The sequence below is a fragment of the Gallibacterium genomosp. 1 genome (genome assembly GCF_001678575.1).
Lineage (GTDB): Bacteria > Pseudomonadota > Gammaproteobacteria > Enterobacterales > Pasteurellaceae > Gallibacterium.
Window position 1 is genome coordinate 41,288 of record NZ_JTJP01000035.1, and the last position, 15,488, is coordinate 56,775.

Here is a 15,488-nt window from a genome sequence, read left to right on the forward strand (position 1 = left end):
TTATAGCCTTTTTGCATTTGCTATTATAGACTTGTTTTTTCAGCGAATTTGTATGCAAAGTCATTCATATTGAACGAAATATCTTTATTAAAAAACGCGTATTTTTCTGACCGCACTTTATTTAATGCCGTCTGAAAAAATTAGGTGAACGCACTCACCTGATTAAGCTAAAACGATTGCTTACCGAGGCTATGTAGCCGACCAAATAGTAAATTCGCTGATGTTGGTGTCATTAAAATAGGGGAAAATCCCCTTTATTAATTAAATACAACGGGCTGTGGTTACTTTAATATGGCTAATACACGTTCAACGTGTTCTGACGTTCGAGCATCAACTTTTTCTATTTCTTGTCCTGTGTGAGCAAGATAGCCTATACCATAAGTGCATACGTTGGGCAATTTTACCATTTGAGCTGAATAGACCATTACATCATAAGGAAAAAGAAATTCATCAATGGTACGTTTAGTATAGCCATTTGGTTGATAAATGCTTTCATCGCCTGCGGTGTTTACGGAAAGAAATAGTTTTTTGCCTTTACGTTTTCCACCAAAATAGCTCTCATCTAGTTCTATTTCTCCATCAAAGATTTCGTTAGCTTGCCAAATGGTAGCGGATTGCTTTTCTAACTTTTCTATAAAACAATGCTGCTGAACGAGCTGCTACTTCTAACACAAAAAACTCAAGAAGCTTTTTCTGTATAGATTTCTTTAATTTACAATGAGTTATCTTCATTTTTGTAGGTTAGCATACTAGCTAATCTACGTCAGCCCCTTATTTAAACTTGTTAAGCCTAGTTTCTTTGCTTGACTGATAGCTACATCTTTTCGTTGTTCTGGCTCTAAATATTCAAAATGTAATTTAAAGTCAAAACGGCATAAAGCAGCAAGATCGAGATTATCTATTAAATTCGTTGAAACAATGAGTAAACCTTCAAATTTTTTAATTTGAGTCAGCATTTCATTTACTTGGCTATGTTCTCAACTATATTATCCGCTTTTTTGAGTAAATAAAAAGTTTCGATTTCGTCAAAAATCAACACCATATTATTCTCTTTCGCCTATTGAGATAAGCCTTGCCAAGCGAGCATTTGATTAAACATTGTTAATGCTTTATCTGCAAAATCTGCCGCATTCTCTGTAGCAACACATTGATTATATTTAAAGTACGGTTTATACAGCAGGTGATAAATCAGAATTTTGAGCAAAATATTGAATATAATCAGCAGAACGTTTATCTCCTACTAGCTATGTAATCAGTTATTCTTTATGTTTACTCGGTAACATCGGTATTCCAATACACTATATCAAAACGGCGTAAATAGGCATTATCAATGCAAGTCACTGAGTTAGATATCCAAATCATTGGAATGGTATTATTTTCTAAAAAGTCATTGACCCAGGCTTTATATTCTTGAGCAACAGAATGGTCAATTAAGGAGCTTGAGAAAACATCTTCCACTTCATCAAAAATAATAATGGCTTTTTTTCCTGCCAGCAATTTTTGTGCTAAACGGCAGTTTTCTAAACGTGTTTTACCACTTAACATACCACTATCTTCATCTTAGCTTACCATTGTATAAGCGGGTAGATTTAATGTTTCAGCTAATAGCACTGCAAATTCGGTTTTACCCGTTCCTGGCACACCATAAAGCAACATATTTACCCCTCTTTTCTTGCGTTTTATGGCAAATTCAAGGTAATTTAGCATCATTTCACTATTTTTAGTGATATAATCATAATGGCTAAGTTTTAATGTAGAAGGTAATGTGGCAAGGTCATTCGCTTGATTAAGAATTCTTCAATAATGGGTAAAATGACAAATCGCCAAAATCTAAAGCCTCTCTCCAACCTAAGTAATCGTGAAGTTGCTCAGAATAACGATGGGATCCAATCAAACCATAACTCATTAATTTGCTTCGCTTTGTGAGTGCCAATGTTACCTCTTTCTGAGAATGATTGATCAAGTTTGCTAAAATTGACGCAGCCTAGCTTAAATCGACATTAGACAGATATTCCAGCAAATCACGCAAATTTCGTTCTGTCCGTAAATGAAATGCAAATTTCATAATCATTTTTTCACAAGCAGTTAATTCAAGAAGTTCTGTACGTTTAGCTAAATTACATCTGTTTCCGTTTCTTGTGGCAAGCCAAGAGCATATGCCACATCGTCATCATCATAACCATTATTACGAAAAAATTCTGAAACGAATTTATACCCAAACATCGTTTTTAGCATAATTTTTTCAGAATAAAGCGAAAAGGTTGCAGGGTTTAATTGATATTTACTCATAAAACATTCCTTGTAGTGATTTCACACGAAAAATTATATTTATAAGTGAGACAATTAGTGTCGCAAAAAACATCTATATTTTAAATATATATCAACTTTTAACCTTCCTAAAACCAGATAAAAGAGATTTTTAGTTATGCAACCACTTACATTTAGCAGATAAAAACGATTATTCATCTAATAACCGCTTCCAAATTTCAACTGTTTCAGGTTTCGGTGTACCTTTCTCCATTCCCAATTGAATAGCAATATGTTGCAATTGTTTTGCAAGTTCTGGCTGTCCACATAAATTAAGGCTTACGATAATACGAGAGATTTTTTTGTCCTCGTGTCCAATATCCCTAATCCAATAATGTCGATTTTTTACTTCTTCGCTAATTTTGAGTTCACCGTTTTCCAAATATAATCCCCAATAACCGATAATATGTTTAAAGGTTGTGAAAAACTTCTCTTGAATATTGGGATCATTGCGGAAAAACGCCGTATCCTGTGGCTGAAATGCGGGTGCGAGATTATTCCATTTTGATGGTTTTTCTACGGGAAACAACCACGCAATCCAAAAATAGCCTTGATTTAATATAATTTTTTCAAGATTCCACGTTTCTTCTAAGCTCAGATTAAACTGACTTGTTTTTCGTTTGCCTTGATAAAATTCAATAATAGGGTGCTGATTCATAATAAATACCTATAATATTATTATTTAATCCACTTATCATTTTCGAACATTTCAACATCTTATTGCATCCGAACCCCTGATTTCGCAGGGGTTTCCACTTTAGCTAATACTATTATTTATTTTCTTCAGGATTTAAAATTTTTCCCATATCTTCATTATGTTTTTTAATTTCTTCACTACCCCAAGTATCATAAGAAAGCATTAGTGCTTGCTTAGGGCTAATACATTTTAAACTTCCACTTTCATACCGCTTTCTTTTTTCCGATGGAACTTCATCATTTAATGATGAATTTTGATAATGTGAAATCAGACATAGATTACCAAGGCTATTTAAAAGGCGATTTTTATTCTCTTCAGTTTCATTCCTAGGAAGTAAACTATCCCTTTTACTTTGAGCTAAATAATGTTCAATAGAGTTGCGAGATAATGAAAATACAAAATCACTTTTTTTCAAAAATTTATTATCCTTACCAAGATTATCCCAATCTTTCCATAACAGATAATCTACATAGTTAAAGATATAATGTGGTATAGCCAGTCCACCTTTCTTCAATAATTCCTGTCTATTATCATCTTTATAATATTCATAAGCCAATTGCTCTAGAATCTCTATATATTTATTAGAACTTAAACCATATGTATTTTTTAATTCATCAGATTGATTTAGTTTTTCTAAAACATCAAACAACCAGTTTTTATAGATCTTTTGTCTAAATGAAGTATGAAACATTGACAATAGCTGTACTATTTGAGTATGATTCTCAGGTAAGTCATCTGTACCATCATTATTGGGATCTTCGAAAGTAGTTCCAAAGGTATTCACTTCATTAAAGGAATCATTTTTATATCTTTTTATACCATTTAAAATCCAACGGTCTTCTTCCTCTTTTGATTTTATAATATATCTATCAAAGATGAGCCTAATTCTTAGTAAGCAAACTATAAACTCCTTTATCTTCTCTGGAGTGCTGTCTATTAAAGAAAATCTTTTAGGGTTATTAAACTCACTAAGAAGATATTTATCATTTAATGGAATATCTTTTTTAGAAAAGATTCTATATGCAACCATTAAAAAATTTGGAAAATCAATAATAGATTTAAAATTTCCATCTTCATAATTGCTTTTATCTTGATTAGATTTATTATTGTCAGTATTTTTCAATAAATTTAAAACGCTCTCATTATTGGATTCACCATTAGTATTTTGAATTTCATTCAAGGTGCTTTTCATTGAATCGAAACTTTCTGGTATTTTATTTACTAGCTCACCAAAAAATGCGTCTGAAGTTCTTATATTTTTATTATTATCCTTTGAATAAGGAAATCGTTTAATCGCATATACAGACATATCTGAGCAGGCATCCCAAATTAAGGCAAATAGTTTTTTATCCTCATTAAGGAGTTTCTCCATTAATCTAGCTTTTAATACTTCATGCTTCTCTAACTGCTCACCTCGATTATTCATAATCTCAAAATAGTGATTAAGATCTGTATCCTCTGGCACTTCAGTTCTTAAAATCACCACTTTATCTAGTAAAAAATCAAAAAACTCAAAATTATCTTCCTTATTTTTTGCCCTAAAAATATCTAAGATAAATTTATACCCTATTTCTATACTATTTCCATATTCATTATTTTTGCCTAAATTATTTAGGCTTTGATTTGATTCATCACGATACTCAAAATTCAAATTAATATTTGAATCCTTATTTAAAACATTTGGATCATTATTAAAATAACTTAATAACAATTTCAATGTTGTTAGCCGTTGCTGCCCATCAATAACCTCATAACTATCCTTTCGTTTTGCAACGACTAAGCTACCAATATAATAATTATTTTCCTTATTTTTTGATTGTGCTTCTGAAATATCTTCAATCAACAATTCAATTTCATCTCTTCCCCAAGCATAATTACGTTGGTAAATTGGAATAATGTATTTATCACCATTGCATAACTCACTTACTGTTAATGTTTTCACTTGATTATTTTCCATTTTATTCCCCCAAATCAAATTTAAGTAATGTGAATAAACCTGTATGATTATTTAAATCAAATTTTTGTTCATATTTATCAATAATAAATTCTAAAAACTCACTTGGATTATCTACTCTTATAAGATGAGAAAATAGGCTATTCTCACTATATACTTGATTTTCTATTGTTCGATAAAAAACTCTTCCTTGCATTAAACGAATGCGATAACACCATCTAAAACATTTCTCTATTGCTTTAACGAGATGCTTTTGACCAAATTTATCATAGTAAAGCATCACTAGACATTGAAATAAGTTTTTAATATACCTATCGCCTACGCGATTAGCACCAGGATAGCTATTAATAAAATGTAATAATCCATATTCTTTCAAAGAGTTTAATCGTTCACCTTCTTGCAAAGAATCTAATTTCTCTTTAAAAATTTTAAGATCATTTAAAAATCCAGTCTTTTTATCAAATAAAAATATATAGTTTTGTCTATAATGTTCAATATATCTGAAAAACAATTCGCCATTAATCATAGGTTGGGTGGATTGAAAATTCAACTGACTGAATCGGGGATCTATTTTCGTAGGAAACTCCTGATATAGCTTATATAAATTAAAATTCGCTAACTGCTGATTAATATAAGGATAATTATCACCAATATTAGCCCCTTTAAAGGTATCTAATTCTTTGTTGGTAAAAGATTCAGCCTGTTGATACTTATACCAGCGACGTAATCGAAACAGTGTCTTACTAATAACGTGTTCTAAATCAGCAACCTCTGAATCTACTGCCTTTTCCCAATTTTCTACACATTGATAAACGGTTTGCTTATCTGCATCTAGCTCTCTTAAATGATATGCCTTAAGTAAATCATAGGGTGCAAGGGATTTACCTCTTGCATTTTGAGCATCAAAAAACTGGAATGCTTCATCAATATTTTCTAATTCAATATAAACCAATTCACATATATCTAAAATATAGTTGGAAAATGCCTTCTTATCTTTTACTCTATCTTGAATAAACTGCTCGGTTGCATTTTTATTTTTTATTAAGTTATCAGCACTAATGCTATGAGGAAGTTTTTCATTTAATAATGGTAAGGAATAGCCTGATAATGGTAAGGAATAGCCTGATAATGGTGAGGAGCTATCTTTATTCAATAAATATAAAATTAATGACAAACTAATTAACCGTTGTTGTCCATCTACAATATTAGATTTATTTTCAGTTTTATCTTCATGTATAACTATCGCTCCAACTCGATAAACTTTTTTATCTTCTTCAAAATTAGAATAAAGATCATTTAACAGTTGGACAATGTTTTTTTCCGTCCATTTATAGGGTCTCTGATAGTTTGGAATAGATAATTTCATATCCTTCACTATTTCTTTAATTTTTTTTATTTTTGCAATTTCTTTAGTCATTCTATTTTCCTGCTTTCTAAAATTTGAAATACAACATATTGTAACAAAATTTCATCAGATTTAATCTGCTTGCAATAACTCATCAATCGCTCTCAACGCCTCTAATCCTCCCATTTTCAAGCTCAAAAAGTGCATTTTTGGCACACCTGCATCAATCGGGTTAATACGAATTAAACCACCTTTTTTCTGCTTGGCGATACGTTCGGAAAAATGGCGAACTGTCGGTACGGCTTTTCCTGCACCGATTTCAATGACTATTGGACGCTGGGCTTTACCTAGCCATTCATTAAGTCGTATATGTTTAGCAAGTTGATAGTTTTCACAATAAGTATAGTCATTAAACATCATTACATTTTGCCGTGCTAAGCCTCCGCAATTGGGGCAAGTTGGTGCTTCACTCACGACCATACATTGTTCGTCATCCGTAATAGGCTTGTAGCCATAAGACCACCAAGATTGGTTTTGACAATTATTCATACATTGCAAGCGATCTAACGTGCCGTGGCACTCGTAAATTCGACTTTCATTAAACCCTGCTTTACGAAAATGCCCGTCCACATTACTGGTAAATACAAAATAACCATATTGCTTATTTTCTGCCCAGCGTTTTAAAATGGTATAACCTTCGTGAGGTTCGGCTTGACGATATTGATTTAAGCGATGAGCAAAAAACCATTTAGCAAGTTCAGGACGTTGTTCATAGGCAAGTGGTGTTGCAATATCTATAAATTGCAAATTAAATTTTTTAAGGGGGGGGGGGGGGTAAGCATTCCAAAATCCTCCAACACTTCTAAAATCTGGCAGACCACTATCAACAGACATTCCAGCCCCTGCAGTAATTAGAATGCCATCAGCTTGGCGGATAAGTTCAACCGCATAATTTAGATCGTTATTCATCGCTTCCTCCTTTGTTTTTTATCATTTTAGCTAGAGAAGCGACAAATTATGTCGTTAAATTATAAAAATTCGCACAAAATGACAGAAAAATCATCATAAGTGCGGTACTTTTTTACTATTTTTCTGCAAGTTTGAAAACGTTCAATGCTATTAGGATATTTTTGCCAAATTTGTTTAACCTGTATCGGCGTAATGTAATTGTGTAAACCATCTGAGCAAAGTAATATGCTTTCGCCTTTTGCTAGTTGAAATGTTGCAATATGAATACGGAAATCTGCCTCATCAAAATTAGCACTAATACAATCAGATAAACCTTGATACATTGCCGCATATTCCGTTTGCTCATCAGCCAAACCTTGAGCCTGCATTTCAGCAAGAATAGTATGATCAAAACTGAGTTGTTGCCACTCGCCATTTATCGTGATTTTATAGGCTCGGCTATCGCCTGTATTGACTATTTTACCACTTCCATCTGCATATAATTCACAGCCAACAAAGGTACTACTTGTTCCAAAATAAGATTGTGCATATCGTTCACTTAACTTATTTTGAATATCCCTTAGCCAAGCTGAACTAAGCGATTGGCATTGACTTAATTGTTCCATTAAAAATCGGCTAGCGAGTTGAGGTTTTGGGCTATTAGAAACGCCATCGGCGATGCCAAAAATTACGCTATCCTCATATAAAATAACATTTTCAGCATTTTTTAGCTTCCATTGGTAAACGTTCACCCCATTGAATAAGGCATCTTGGTTGTGTTTTTTATCATTACCAGCTTGCTGGCAGAATGTAAGTTGAAATGGCATAAAGTTCTCCTAATTGGCTATTTGCAAGGAGTTTTATTCAAATTATATAGCGTGTAAACTATGTTAATGGCTCTCGCTCAATATCCCAAATATCTTCTCCAAATTTTAAAAGCCACCACTCCAGCATATCATTTTCAGGCAGGGTTGCACGAAAACGGTAATGTTTATCGCTTTCTTCTAAAATTTGTTGATCGTAAGAAAGAGGTGTTTCCGTTAAATGAAATCCTGCCCATTTTGCAATAGAAAAAGTCAAGCGAATTTTGCGAACATTTTGATAACTTGTAAAACCTAAATATCCCTCATCTTGATAAACCTGTAAGTTGAAATCTTTCGGTCGTTCAAAGCTAAATGTAGAAATGTCTGCTTTACAAATACGATGCATTGCCAACATTCGAGTATCAGAAAATCCATCAAAACGACAAATGAGGTAAATGCTCGCACCTTGCTGTGCAATTGCCAAAGGCATAACAGTTGCAAAGTATCGTTTACCACTTGAATTTTGATATTCAATCTTTAATAGCTTGTTCTGATACAAAGCCTGGCTAACAGCCGAAAAAATATCATCTTCTATTTTGGCAGGAATTAACGGTAAACTTGCCGGTGTGATGCAAACTTTATCAAGCCATTGATGTGTAGGCTTCTCTTTGTCATTTGGGTAAGTACCTGAAACCATTCTATCAGCTTGCTCGAAAAAAGGTTTCATTGAGGACATAATATTTGCAGGTAACAGATATTTAAGTTGTTTTTCTGCAAGTTTGAGTAATAGTGATTGTTGCTCATTTAAAACGGGTAGCGCAAATCCAGCTGAACGCTCTTTCCAATAATAGGTATAAGGCTTGCTATCGTTGTTACATTCTAAATCGTCAAAATGTAAGCAAAGTGCTTGTAGCGTTCTCTGAATACTACGTAAATCACGATTAAAGCCTAAATCTTTCAGTTTTTCGTGAATCGTTTTCGCCTCTATGCTCGCTGGCAGCCTAGGAATAATCCTTAAAATTTCTAGTTGCAAGAACGTAGCATCAATATCTTTTGATCGAGTTGTCATAATTTTCCACAATTCCCTCTAGCTTCAATTATAAAATTATAGCAAAAGCAAGTGAATAAAGTGCGGTGAAAAATGACCGCACTTTTTTCCTTGCTTCCACATCACGACTGTTTTAATCTAACGCTTGAAAAAACATCATCTTAACAACATCATAACAAAAGGAGTTTAATATGGGACACATCTCAACACTTCATTACACAGGCGATTTACACAACGATATGGTGCATTTGCAAAGTGGCGATAAAATTTCCACTGATGCCCCTGTGGATAATAATGGCAAGGGTGAAGCATTTTCGCCAACAGATTTGCTCGCTGTTTCCCTCGCTACTTGTGCAATGACAATTATGGGTATTAAGGCGAAAGCGTTGGATCTTGATTTACGCGGTACTCGAGTTGAAATTGAAAAAGAAATGGCATTAAATCCTCGTCGGGTGGCTCGCGTTAGCTTGGATTTTTATTTATCCCAAGAGCTAGATGAAAACAGTCGCCGTGTTTTAGAAGAAGCTGCACACACCTGCCCTGTGGCAAAAAGTTTAAGTGCAGAATTAATGCAAGAGTTCCGTTTTCATTACCTCTAAAACATCTTGTTTGTGAAAAAATACGGTTAGTTTAGACGTATTTTTTTGCTTATTTTAACTTTTCTTTATACAGAAGAAATAAAAATAAGGACAGGTCTAAGCTTGTCCTTATTGATAAATAAAGTTGAAGAAATCTTAATGCCTAATTTCGCTTTTTGCATATAGCGTTTTCTCTTCGCAAAAATCGATAAAACGACTAATGCTATATAAACGGCCAATATGCTACCCGTTTGTTAAGCCGAAGCTTAACTTGCCGTCAGCGATCATAACTAGCCCAATTTCACCAAAGCATCACCGATTAAATAGGTAAATGTACTTTTCAAGCTCTCAACAATAGCAACGCTTTAGCCTACCTTGCCAGAGTAACTAAATAATTTGTTCCTGCAAGCCTTCGGCGTTGATCCATCTTGGGCTAAAGGCGGTAACTTGATAATCCGCTAAACCGTTATGGTAAAACACATCTTCTGACAAAATCGCTTGCAAGGTCTCTTCGCTGCTCACTTGGGCGAGGATTAAGCCGCCTTTGTGGTTATCGTAAGGTCCAAACAGCAAGAAGTTGCCCTCCTCGGTGTATTGTTTCAGCCACGCACGGTGTCCGTCTAATAAAGCGTTCACCGCATCGCTGGGTGCTAATAAAATTTGTACTAAAAACATACCGCACTTCCTTATTTTTGCAACTGTGCCGCTAAACGCTCGGCGTGTGCCACCGCTTTGGCTTGCACTTCAGCGATTTGCTCAGGCGTGCTGACGTTGGGAATGGTCATCATTCCGTTGGAATACACAGGCGGTTGCCATTCCATTTGGCACAAAAAGGCAAGCTGTTGAAACGCAGGCAAAAATTGTTCAACAGTATGACGCATCGCCCCCTCTGGCTGATATTGCTCCGCCGCCGCGCCCGTGGTGAACGACATCACCAGCTTTTTGCCTTTCACTTTATCGCCAGTCGAACCATGTGCGAAGCCATACACAAACACCTCGTCCACCCATTTTTTCAACAAGGCAGGGTAACTGTACCAATAAAACGGGAATTGCAACACAATGGTATCCGCTTGCATTAAACGGTTTTGCTCCGCCGCCACATCAATACGGAAATCAGGATATTGGCTATCCAAATGCACAAATTCTGCCGTTGGCAAAAGGGTTTTTAACTGGTTCAAAATGGTTTGATTTGCCACCGATTGGGTTAAATTGGGGTGGCTGGAGATGATGAGAATAGACATTGTTTTTTCCTTTATTTAAAGGAATAGGTTGCACAGTATAGACAAGAATAATTGCATTGAATAGACTAATAATAACTAAAACAGAATTAGGGGAAATCGAAGAATGAACAGCACCACCTACCACCAACTACAAATTTTCCACGCCATTGCCCAAGAGGGGAGTATTAATGCGGCGGCGAGGAAACTGGGAATTACCAGCCCTTCCGTAAGCCAAGCCTTGAAGCTGTTGGAGCAATCAATGGATATGCCGTTGTTTTGGCGTAGCACAAGGCGGGTTCAGCTCACGGAGGCTGGAGCGAGGTTGCTCACACAAACCGAGCCGTTAATGCGGGAATTGGATAGCCGTTTGGAACAGTTTCTTGGCGAGGAACACGCGCCATCGGGTTTGGTGCGGATTACCCTTTCCCGCTTTGCTTACCGATTGATTTTGCAAGATCATTTGGCGGAGTTTCATCGCCGTTATCCGCATATTTGCTTGGACATTTCCGTGTATGACGGCACGGTGGATTTGGTGGCACAAGGCTTTGATTTAGGCATTCGCTTTGGCGACAAAATCGATGAAAATATGGTGGCACGCCAGCTTCTGCCTGCCTTTCAAGAGGGGCTATATGTTTCAGACGGCTATCTGAAACAATACGGTATGCCGAGCCGTGAAAATCTGCACCAACACCGTTTAATCGGCTACCGTTTCATCACCACAGGACAAATTTTGCCCTTGATTTTGGAACGAAACGGCGAAAGCCAAAGCATCGAAATGCCCACGCCGATGATTTGTAACGACATCGACACCATCGCAGACGGCGTGCGTGCGGGCTTAGGCATTGGGCGTTTATTCACCCCGATTTATCAACAACTAACCGATAAAGCTGACTTTATCCCCGTGTTGCAAGACTATTGGCGAACCTATCCGCCTGTGTATGTGTATTACCCACAAGCCAGCCAAAAAATAAAGCGTGTGGCGGCGGTGATTAACTTTTTACTGGAAAAATTTCTATAAGAAAAAACCTGTGATCGCTCACAGGTTTCTGTTATTGACTTCAATTAGGCAAAAACTTGCTCTGAACATTTCACTTGTTGCATTCTGTTGAATAAAGAAACCAGCAATAGTGTAATCGCCAGAATAATAGCACCGACCCACGCAGTATCCAATAATCCGAGCTTCGCCACTACTTGACCACCAATACCTGAACCAATAGTAATACCCAAATTAAAGGCGGCAATGTTCAAACCAGAAGCTACATCCACTGACTGTGGAGCATCAATTTTTGCCTGTTCGACCACTAATAATTGCAGTGGTGAGACATTAGCAAAACTGGTTAAACCCAATAATATTGTACTAATTAACACCACCCACGCACTTTGTGCGGTGAAATAAAAAGAGAACAACACCAACATTTGTACACTAAAAATATATTTTAGCGAACGAACCGTACCCAGCTTATCTGCCAATTTACCACCCAATGTATTGCCCAGTGCAACTGCAATACCGTAACCAACCAAAATCAAACTGACATCATTGCCGTTAAAACCAGCTAATTGTTGTAACATCGGTGATAAAAAAGTGAATAGCACGAAAGTTCCACCGTAACCTAATGCGGTCATCGCATAAACCAGCAGTAACTGAGGTGAACGAATCACATCCAATTGTTGGATCAATTTCACTGGTTTAGGTTGCTGTAAATTTTTCGGCACAAATAATAATGCACCGATAAAGGCGATCACCCCCAAAGACATCACCGCTAAAAAGGTAGTTTGCCAACCGAAATGTTGCCCGATATAGGCATCCAATGGCACACCGGTTACCAACGCCACAGTAAGTCCAGTAAACATCATTGCAATTGCAGCAGCAGCTTTCTCTTTTATCACTAATTGTGTCGCAATGGTTGAGCCAATTGAGAAAAATACACCGTGTGCCAACCCCGTCACAATTCTTGCACCAATCAGTGTAGAAAAATTGGTTGCCTGCCACGCCAATAGATTTCCCACCACGAAAATGGCCATTAAAAACAGAAGTACATTACGACGTTGCCAACGTGCTGTCATTGCAGTGAGCAAAGGCGCACTAATGGCAACGGACAACGCATACAAACTAACTAATAAGCCGGCAGACGGTACGCTGATAGCTAAACTTTGTGCAATGGTCGGCACTAATCCAACAATCACAAATTCGGTTGTTCCGATAGCAAAAGCCCCAATCATTAGGGCAAATAAAGCAACTGGCATTAAATTCCTCTCTTAATTTAAAAACGATTGTGTTATGTATTGAATGAAAGAGCAGAAATTCCACGCTTTCACAGGCAAAAGCAAATATTAATCGTCCCACTCAGCAGCTAAGCCTTCAGGGCTAACTTCACGACTGCCGCGGTCTAATGCATTGATCATTTCAATTTCTTGATCGCTGAGTTTGAGTTCTAACGCTTTTAAGTTGGAAATTAAATTTTCTCGTTTGGTTGAAGACGGAATCACCGCAAAACCGCGCGCCAATGCCCACGCTAACGCCACTTGTGCAGTAGTCGCATTATGTGCTTGTGCAATTTGTGTTAAAACCGGATCGTTCAACACTTTGCCATAAGCTAACGTCATATAAGAGGTGATTTTTATGCCTTGCTCTTGCAAAAAGCTCACCAATTTCGGATTTTGCAGATAAGGGCTTAACTCAATTTGATTGGTGGCAATATTTTCCTTGCCGACAACCGCCATCGCCTTCTTAGTCAATTCAATATTAAAATTAGAAATCCCGATTTGACGCGTTAATCCTGCTTTTTTCGCCTCAAGCAGCGCATTCATATATTCCGGCAACGCTACATCATTATTCGGTGCCGGCCAGTGAATCAAGGTTAAATCCACCACATCAGTACGCAATTTTCGCAAACTCTCTTTTAGGCTATCTTCCAATTTATTGGCACTGTAATTATCTACCCAGATTTTTGTAGTTAAAAAGAATTGATCACGATTTACACCACTTTCTGCAATTGCCTGCCCAATTTCCGCCTCATTACCATAAATTTGTGCAGTATCAATTGCACGATAACCAACATCCAACGCATTTTTCACCGAATCAATCACGACCTGACCTTGTAAACGGAAAGTCCCTACCCCGAAATTTGGAATTGTCATTTTTTTTCTCCTTCATCTTAATGGTTTAATTTCTGTTTCGTTGATGGCGCGCATTATAGGGAAGTGATTACTTTAGAAAAATAGGGGAATTTGCAAATAATATTTGCAAATTTTGCAAAAATAATCTTGTATTCACTCAATCATTCAGATAATCTCAACCGCACTGTCCCTTTCACTCGGAACAATGAATGTGAAACTAAATCTTGAAGCACTAAATATTTTTGTACAAATTGTGGAAAAGAAGTCGATCAGCGCCGCAGCACAAAGTCTGAACTTGCCGGTGTCTGCCGTGAGTCGTAGCCTGTCAAAACTGGAAAGCGATTTAGAAACGACACTGCTGCTCCGGTGATGCGGCACGTTTTGATTCCGGCGATGGCAGAATTTTTACAACGCTATTCTCGAATTCAATTAGAACTGAACAGCAATGACAGCCTGATCGATTTATTGGAAGAACGCACTGATGTGGCAATTCGGGTCGGAGAATTACAAGATTCCTCAATGCACGCTCGGTTGCTTGGTAAAAGTGCCATCCGTATTTTGGCGACACCGCAATATTTGGCAAAACAAGGGAAAATTGATAGCGTACATCAGTTATTGCAACATCGCCTGTTGGGGTTCAGCCAACCGGCGCACCTTAACCAATGGCCATTGTTAGACAATTCTGGTCATTTACTCACGATTACGCCTAGCGTGATCGCTTCCAGTGGAGAAAGTTTATTGGCACTGGCGCTTAATCACGTCGGCGTGGTCTGTTTATCCGATATGATGACTGAACAAGCACGAAAAAATGGCGAACTAGTAGAAATTTTGCCAGATCTGCGACAAAAAATCTTACAACCAATTTATGCCGTTTATTATCGTCATCACCAACTTACCGCTCGAATCGCTCTATTGATCGATTTTTTAAGTGAATATTTGCCGCAACAACCGTGGTGTGAAAAGTAAGAAGAAAAGATACAAATTTCCAAGTTGGTAAGGCTTTTAACAATGATCTAGACAAAAAGCTAGATCTTTGATCTAACAACCGTATCAATATAAAAGAAGATACCTGAATGTTAAAATCCTTTTCCCCAGTATGGGCTTAAGATGGTAAGCCTTGAGCAACTTGTTCCAAAAGAGCAGCTTGCATTCAGAATTAGGCAAGATTCTAATTACTTAGGCATTTTGACTAAAAAAGCAACACGCGTAGCCATCCGCCCCCTTCAATGCGTGAAAATTACGCAAAAAAAACATAAGCTTGGATACAATGCTGGACTTCATTTCTGTCTTTGACTATAATCTTTGCCGTCTTACCCACTGCCCCCATAGCTCAGTCGGTCAGAGCAGTCGACTCATAATCGATTGGTCACAGGTTCAAGTCCTGTTGGGGGCACCAATTTAGCGCTATGCTTTCCATTGTTTCCAATGAATTAACTATTAAAACTAAATAATAAAATTCTACTTGTTCTAT

The 15,488-nt window shown here is 36.7% G+C and carries 17 protein-coding genes, 1 tRNA gene and 2 pseudogenes; 5 read left to right on the forward strand and 15 right to left on the reverse strand.

The annotated features are described in order from the left end of the window. Positions 1 to 524: 524 nt before the first annotated feature. From QV04_RS11795 to QV04_RS07225, 11 genes and pseudogenes are all read right to left on the reverse strand, one after another. Positions 525 to 732: pseudogene (locus QV04_RS11795) on the reverse strand (IS1595 family transposase); the annotation flags it as partial. A 26-nt stretch (positions 733 to 758) separates the two neighbouring features. After that, the gene (locus QV04_RS07190) at positions 759 to 956 is read right to left on the reverse strand and encodes a hypothetical protein (protein WP_039096738.1); all 198 of its coding nucleotides are present in this window, start codon (positions 954 to 956) and stop codon (positions 759 to 761) included. Positions 957 to 1,269: 313 nt separating this feature from the next. Beyond that, positions 1,270 to 1,710, reverse strand: a pseudogene (locus QV04_RS11800) (AAA family ATPase). 76 nt (positions 1,711 to 1,786) lie between these two features. Then, a complete protein-coding gene (locus QV04_RS11525) occupies positions 1,787 to 1,933 on the reverse strand; it encodes a hypothetical protein (RefSeq protein ID WP_156539694.1) in 147 nt (48 codons plus the stop codon). A gap of 179 nt (positions 1,934 to 2,112) precedes the next feature. Beyond that, entirely contained in the window at positions 2,113 to 2,289 is a 177-nt protein-coding gene (locus QV04_RS11530) for a hypothetical protein (RefSeq protein WP_155275445.1), read from the reverse strand. Between the two features lie 169 nt (positions 2,290 to 2,458). Beyond that, positions 2,459 to 2,965, reverse strand: a complete 507-nt coding sequence (locus tag QV04_RS07200; RefSeq protein WP_039086305.1) for an opioid growth factor receptor-related protein — start codon at positions 2,963 to 2,965, stop codon at positions 2,459 to 2,461. 112 nt (positions 2,966 to 3,077) lie between these two features. Then, entirely contained in the window at positions 3,078 to 4,961 is a 1,884-nt protein-coding gene (locus tag QV04_RS07205; RefSeq protein ID WP_065231028.1) for a DUF262 domain-containing protein, read from the reverse strand. Position 4,962: 1 nt separating this feature from the next. Further along, positions 4,963 to 6,375, reverse strand: coding sequence for a DUF262 domain-containing protein (locus QV04_RS07210; protein WP_065231029.1), 1,413 nt, complete (start codon positions 6,373 to 6,375; stop codon positions 4,963 to 4,965). A 60-nt stretch (positions 6,376 to 6,435) separates the two neighbouring features. Then, positions 6,436 to 7,272 (reverse strand): SIR2 family NAD-dependent protein deacylase, encoded by an 837-nt coding sequence (locus QV04_RS07215; protein ID WP_065233344.1) that lies wholly within the window; start codon positions 7,270 to 7,272, stop codon positions 6,436 to 6,438. A 59-nt stretch (positions 7,273 to 7,331) separates the two neighbouring features. Further along, a complete protein-coding gene (locus QV04_RS07220) occupies positions 7,332 to 8,078 on the reverse strand; it encodes a PP2C family protein-serine/threonine phosphatase (protein WP_039086310.1) in 747 nt (248 codons plus the stop codon). A 58-nt stretch (positions 8,079 to 8,136) separates the two neighbouring features. Beyond that, positions 8,137 to 9,123 (reverse strand): helix-turn-helix transcriptional regulator, encoded by a 987-nt coding sequence (locus QV04_RS07225; protein WP_065231030.1) that lies wholly within the window; start codon positions 9,121 to 9,123, stop codon positions 8,137 to 8,139. A 170-nt stretch (positions 9,124 to 9,293) separates the two neighbouring features. Here QV04_RS07225 and QV04_RS07230 point away from each other — a divergent pair, with 170 nt between their 5' ends. Next, positions 9,294 to 9,701: an OsmC family protein gene (locus tag QV04_RS07230; RefSeq protein WP_065231031.1), complete on the forward strand. Its 408-nt coding sequence runs from the start codon at positions 9,294 to 9,296 to the stop codon at positions 9,699 to 9,701. A gap of 366 nt (positions 9,702 to 10,067) precedes the next feature. Here QV04_RS07230 and QV04_RS07235 read toward each other — a convergent pair whose 3' ends face one another. Both QV04_RS07235 and QV04_RS07240 read right to left on the reverse strand, forming a co-directional pair. After that, positions 10,068 to 10,355, reverse strand: coding sequence for a YciI family protein (locus QV04_RS07235; RefSeq protein WP_065231032.1), 288 nt, complete (start codon positions 10,353 to 10,355; stop codon positions 10,068 to 10,070). An 11-nt stretch (positions 10,356 to 10,366) separates the two neighbouring features. Beyond that, positions 10,367 to 10,921 carry an NAD(P)H-dependent oxidoreductase gene (locus QV04_RS07240; protein ID WP_065231033.1) on the reverse strand — a complete coding sequence of 185 codons (555 nt, stop codon included), beginning with the start codon at positions 10,919 to 10,921 and terminating at the stop codon, positions 10,367 to 10,369. Between the two features lie 103 nt (positions 10,922 to 11,024). On the opposite strand from QV04_RS07240, the gene QV04_RS07245 reads away from it, so the two are divergent. Then, positions 11,025 to 11,918, forward strand: a complete 894-nt coding sequence (locus QV04_RS07245) for a LysR family transcriptional regulator (protein ID WP_065231034.1) — start codon at positions 11,025 to 11,027, stop codon at positions 11,916 to 11,918. Positions 11,919 to 11,962: 44 nt separating this feature from the next. Here the strand turns inward: QV04_RS07245 and QV04_RS07250 are convergent, their stop codons facing one another. Then, positions 11,963 to 13,144 carry an MFS transporter gene (locus QV04_RS07250; protein WP_065231035.1) on the reverse strand — a complete coding sequence of 394 codons (1,182 nt, stop codon included), beginning with the start codon at positions 13,142 to 13,144 and terminating at the stop codon, positions 11,963 to 11,965. An 87-nt stretch (positions 13,145 to 13,231) separates the two neighbouring features. Further along, complete coding sequence (gene dkgB / locus QV04_RS07255) at positions 13,232 to 14,038, reverse strand: 2,5-didehydrogluconate reductase DkgB (RefSeq protein WP_065231036.1); 807 nt, start codon at positions 14,036 to 14,038, stop codon at positions 13,232 to 13,234. Between the two features lie 184 nt (positions 14,039 to 14,222). Between dkgB and QV04_RS11805 the strand changes: the two genes are divergently transcribed. The 3 genes from QV04_RS11805 (at position 14,223) to QV04_RS07270 (ending at position 15,413) form a co-directional block, all read left to right on the forward strand. Then, positions 14,223 to 14,387 carry a LysR family transcriptional regulator gene (locus QV04_RS11805; RefSeq protein ID WP_231924159.1) on the forward strand — a complete coding sequence of 55 codons (165 nt, stop codon included), beginning with the start codon at positions 14,223 to 14,225 and terminating at the stop codon, positions 14,385 to 14,387. Continuing rightward, positions 14,387 to 14,983 carry a LysR substrate-binding domain-containing protein gene (locus QV04_RS07260; RefSeq protein ID WP_231924160.1) on the forward strand — a complete coding sequence of 199 codons (597 nt, stop codon included), beginning with the start codon at positions 14,387 to 14,389 and terminating at the stop codon, positions 14,981 to 14,983. Before QV04_RS11805 ends, QV04_RS07260 begins: the two co-directional genes overlap by 1 nt. A gap of 353 nt (positions 14,984 to 15,336) precedes the next feature. Beyond that, positions 15,337 to 15,413: transfer RNA gene (locus QV04_RS07270), tRNA-Ile, on the forward strand. Positions 15,414 to 15,488: the final 75 nt, after the last annotated feature.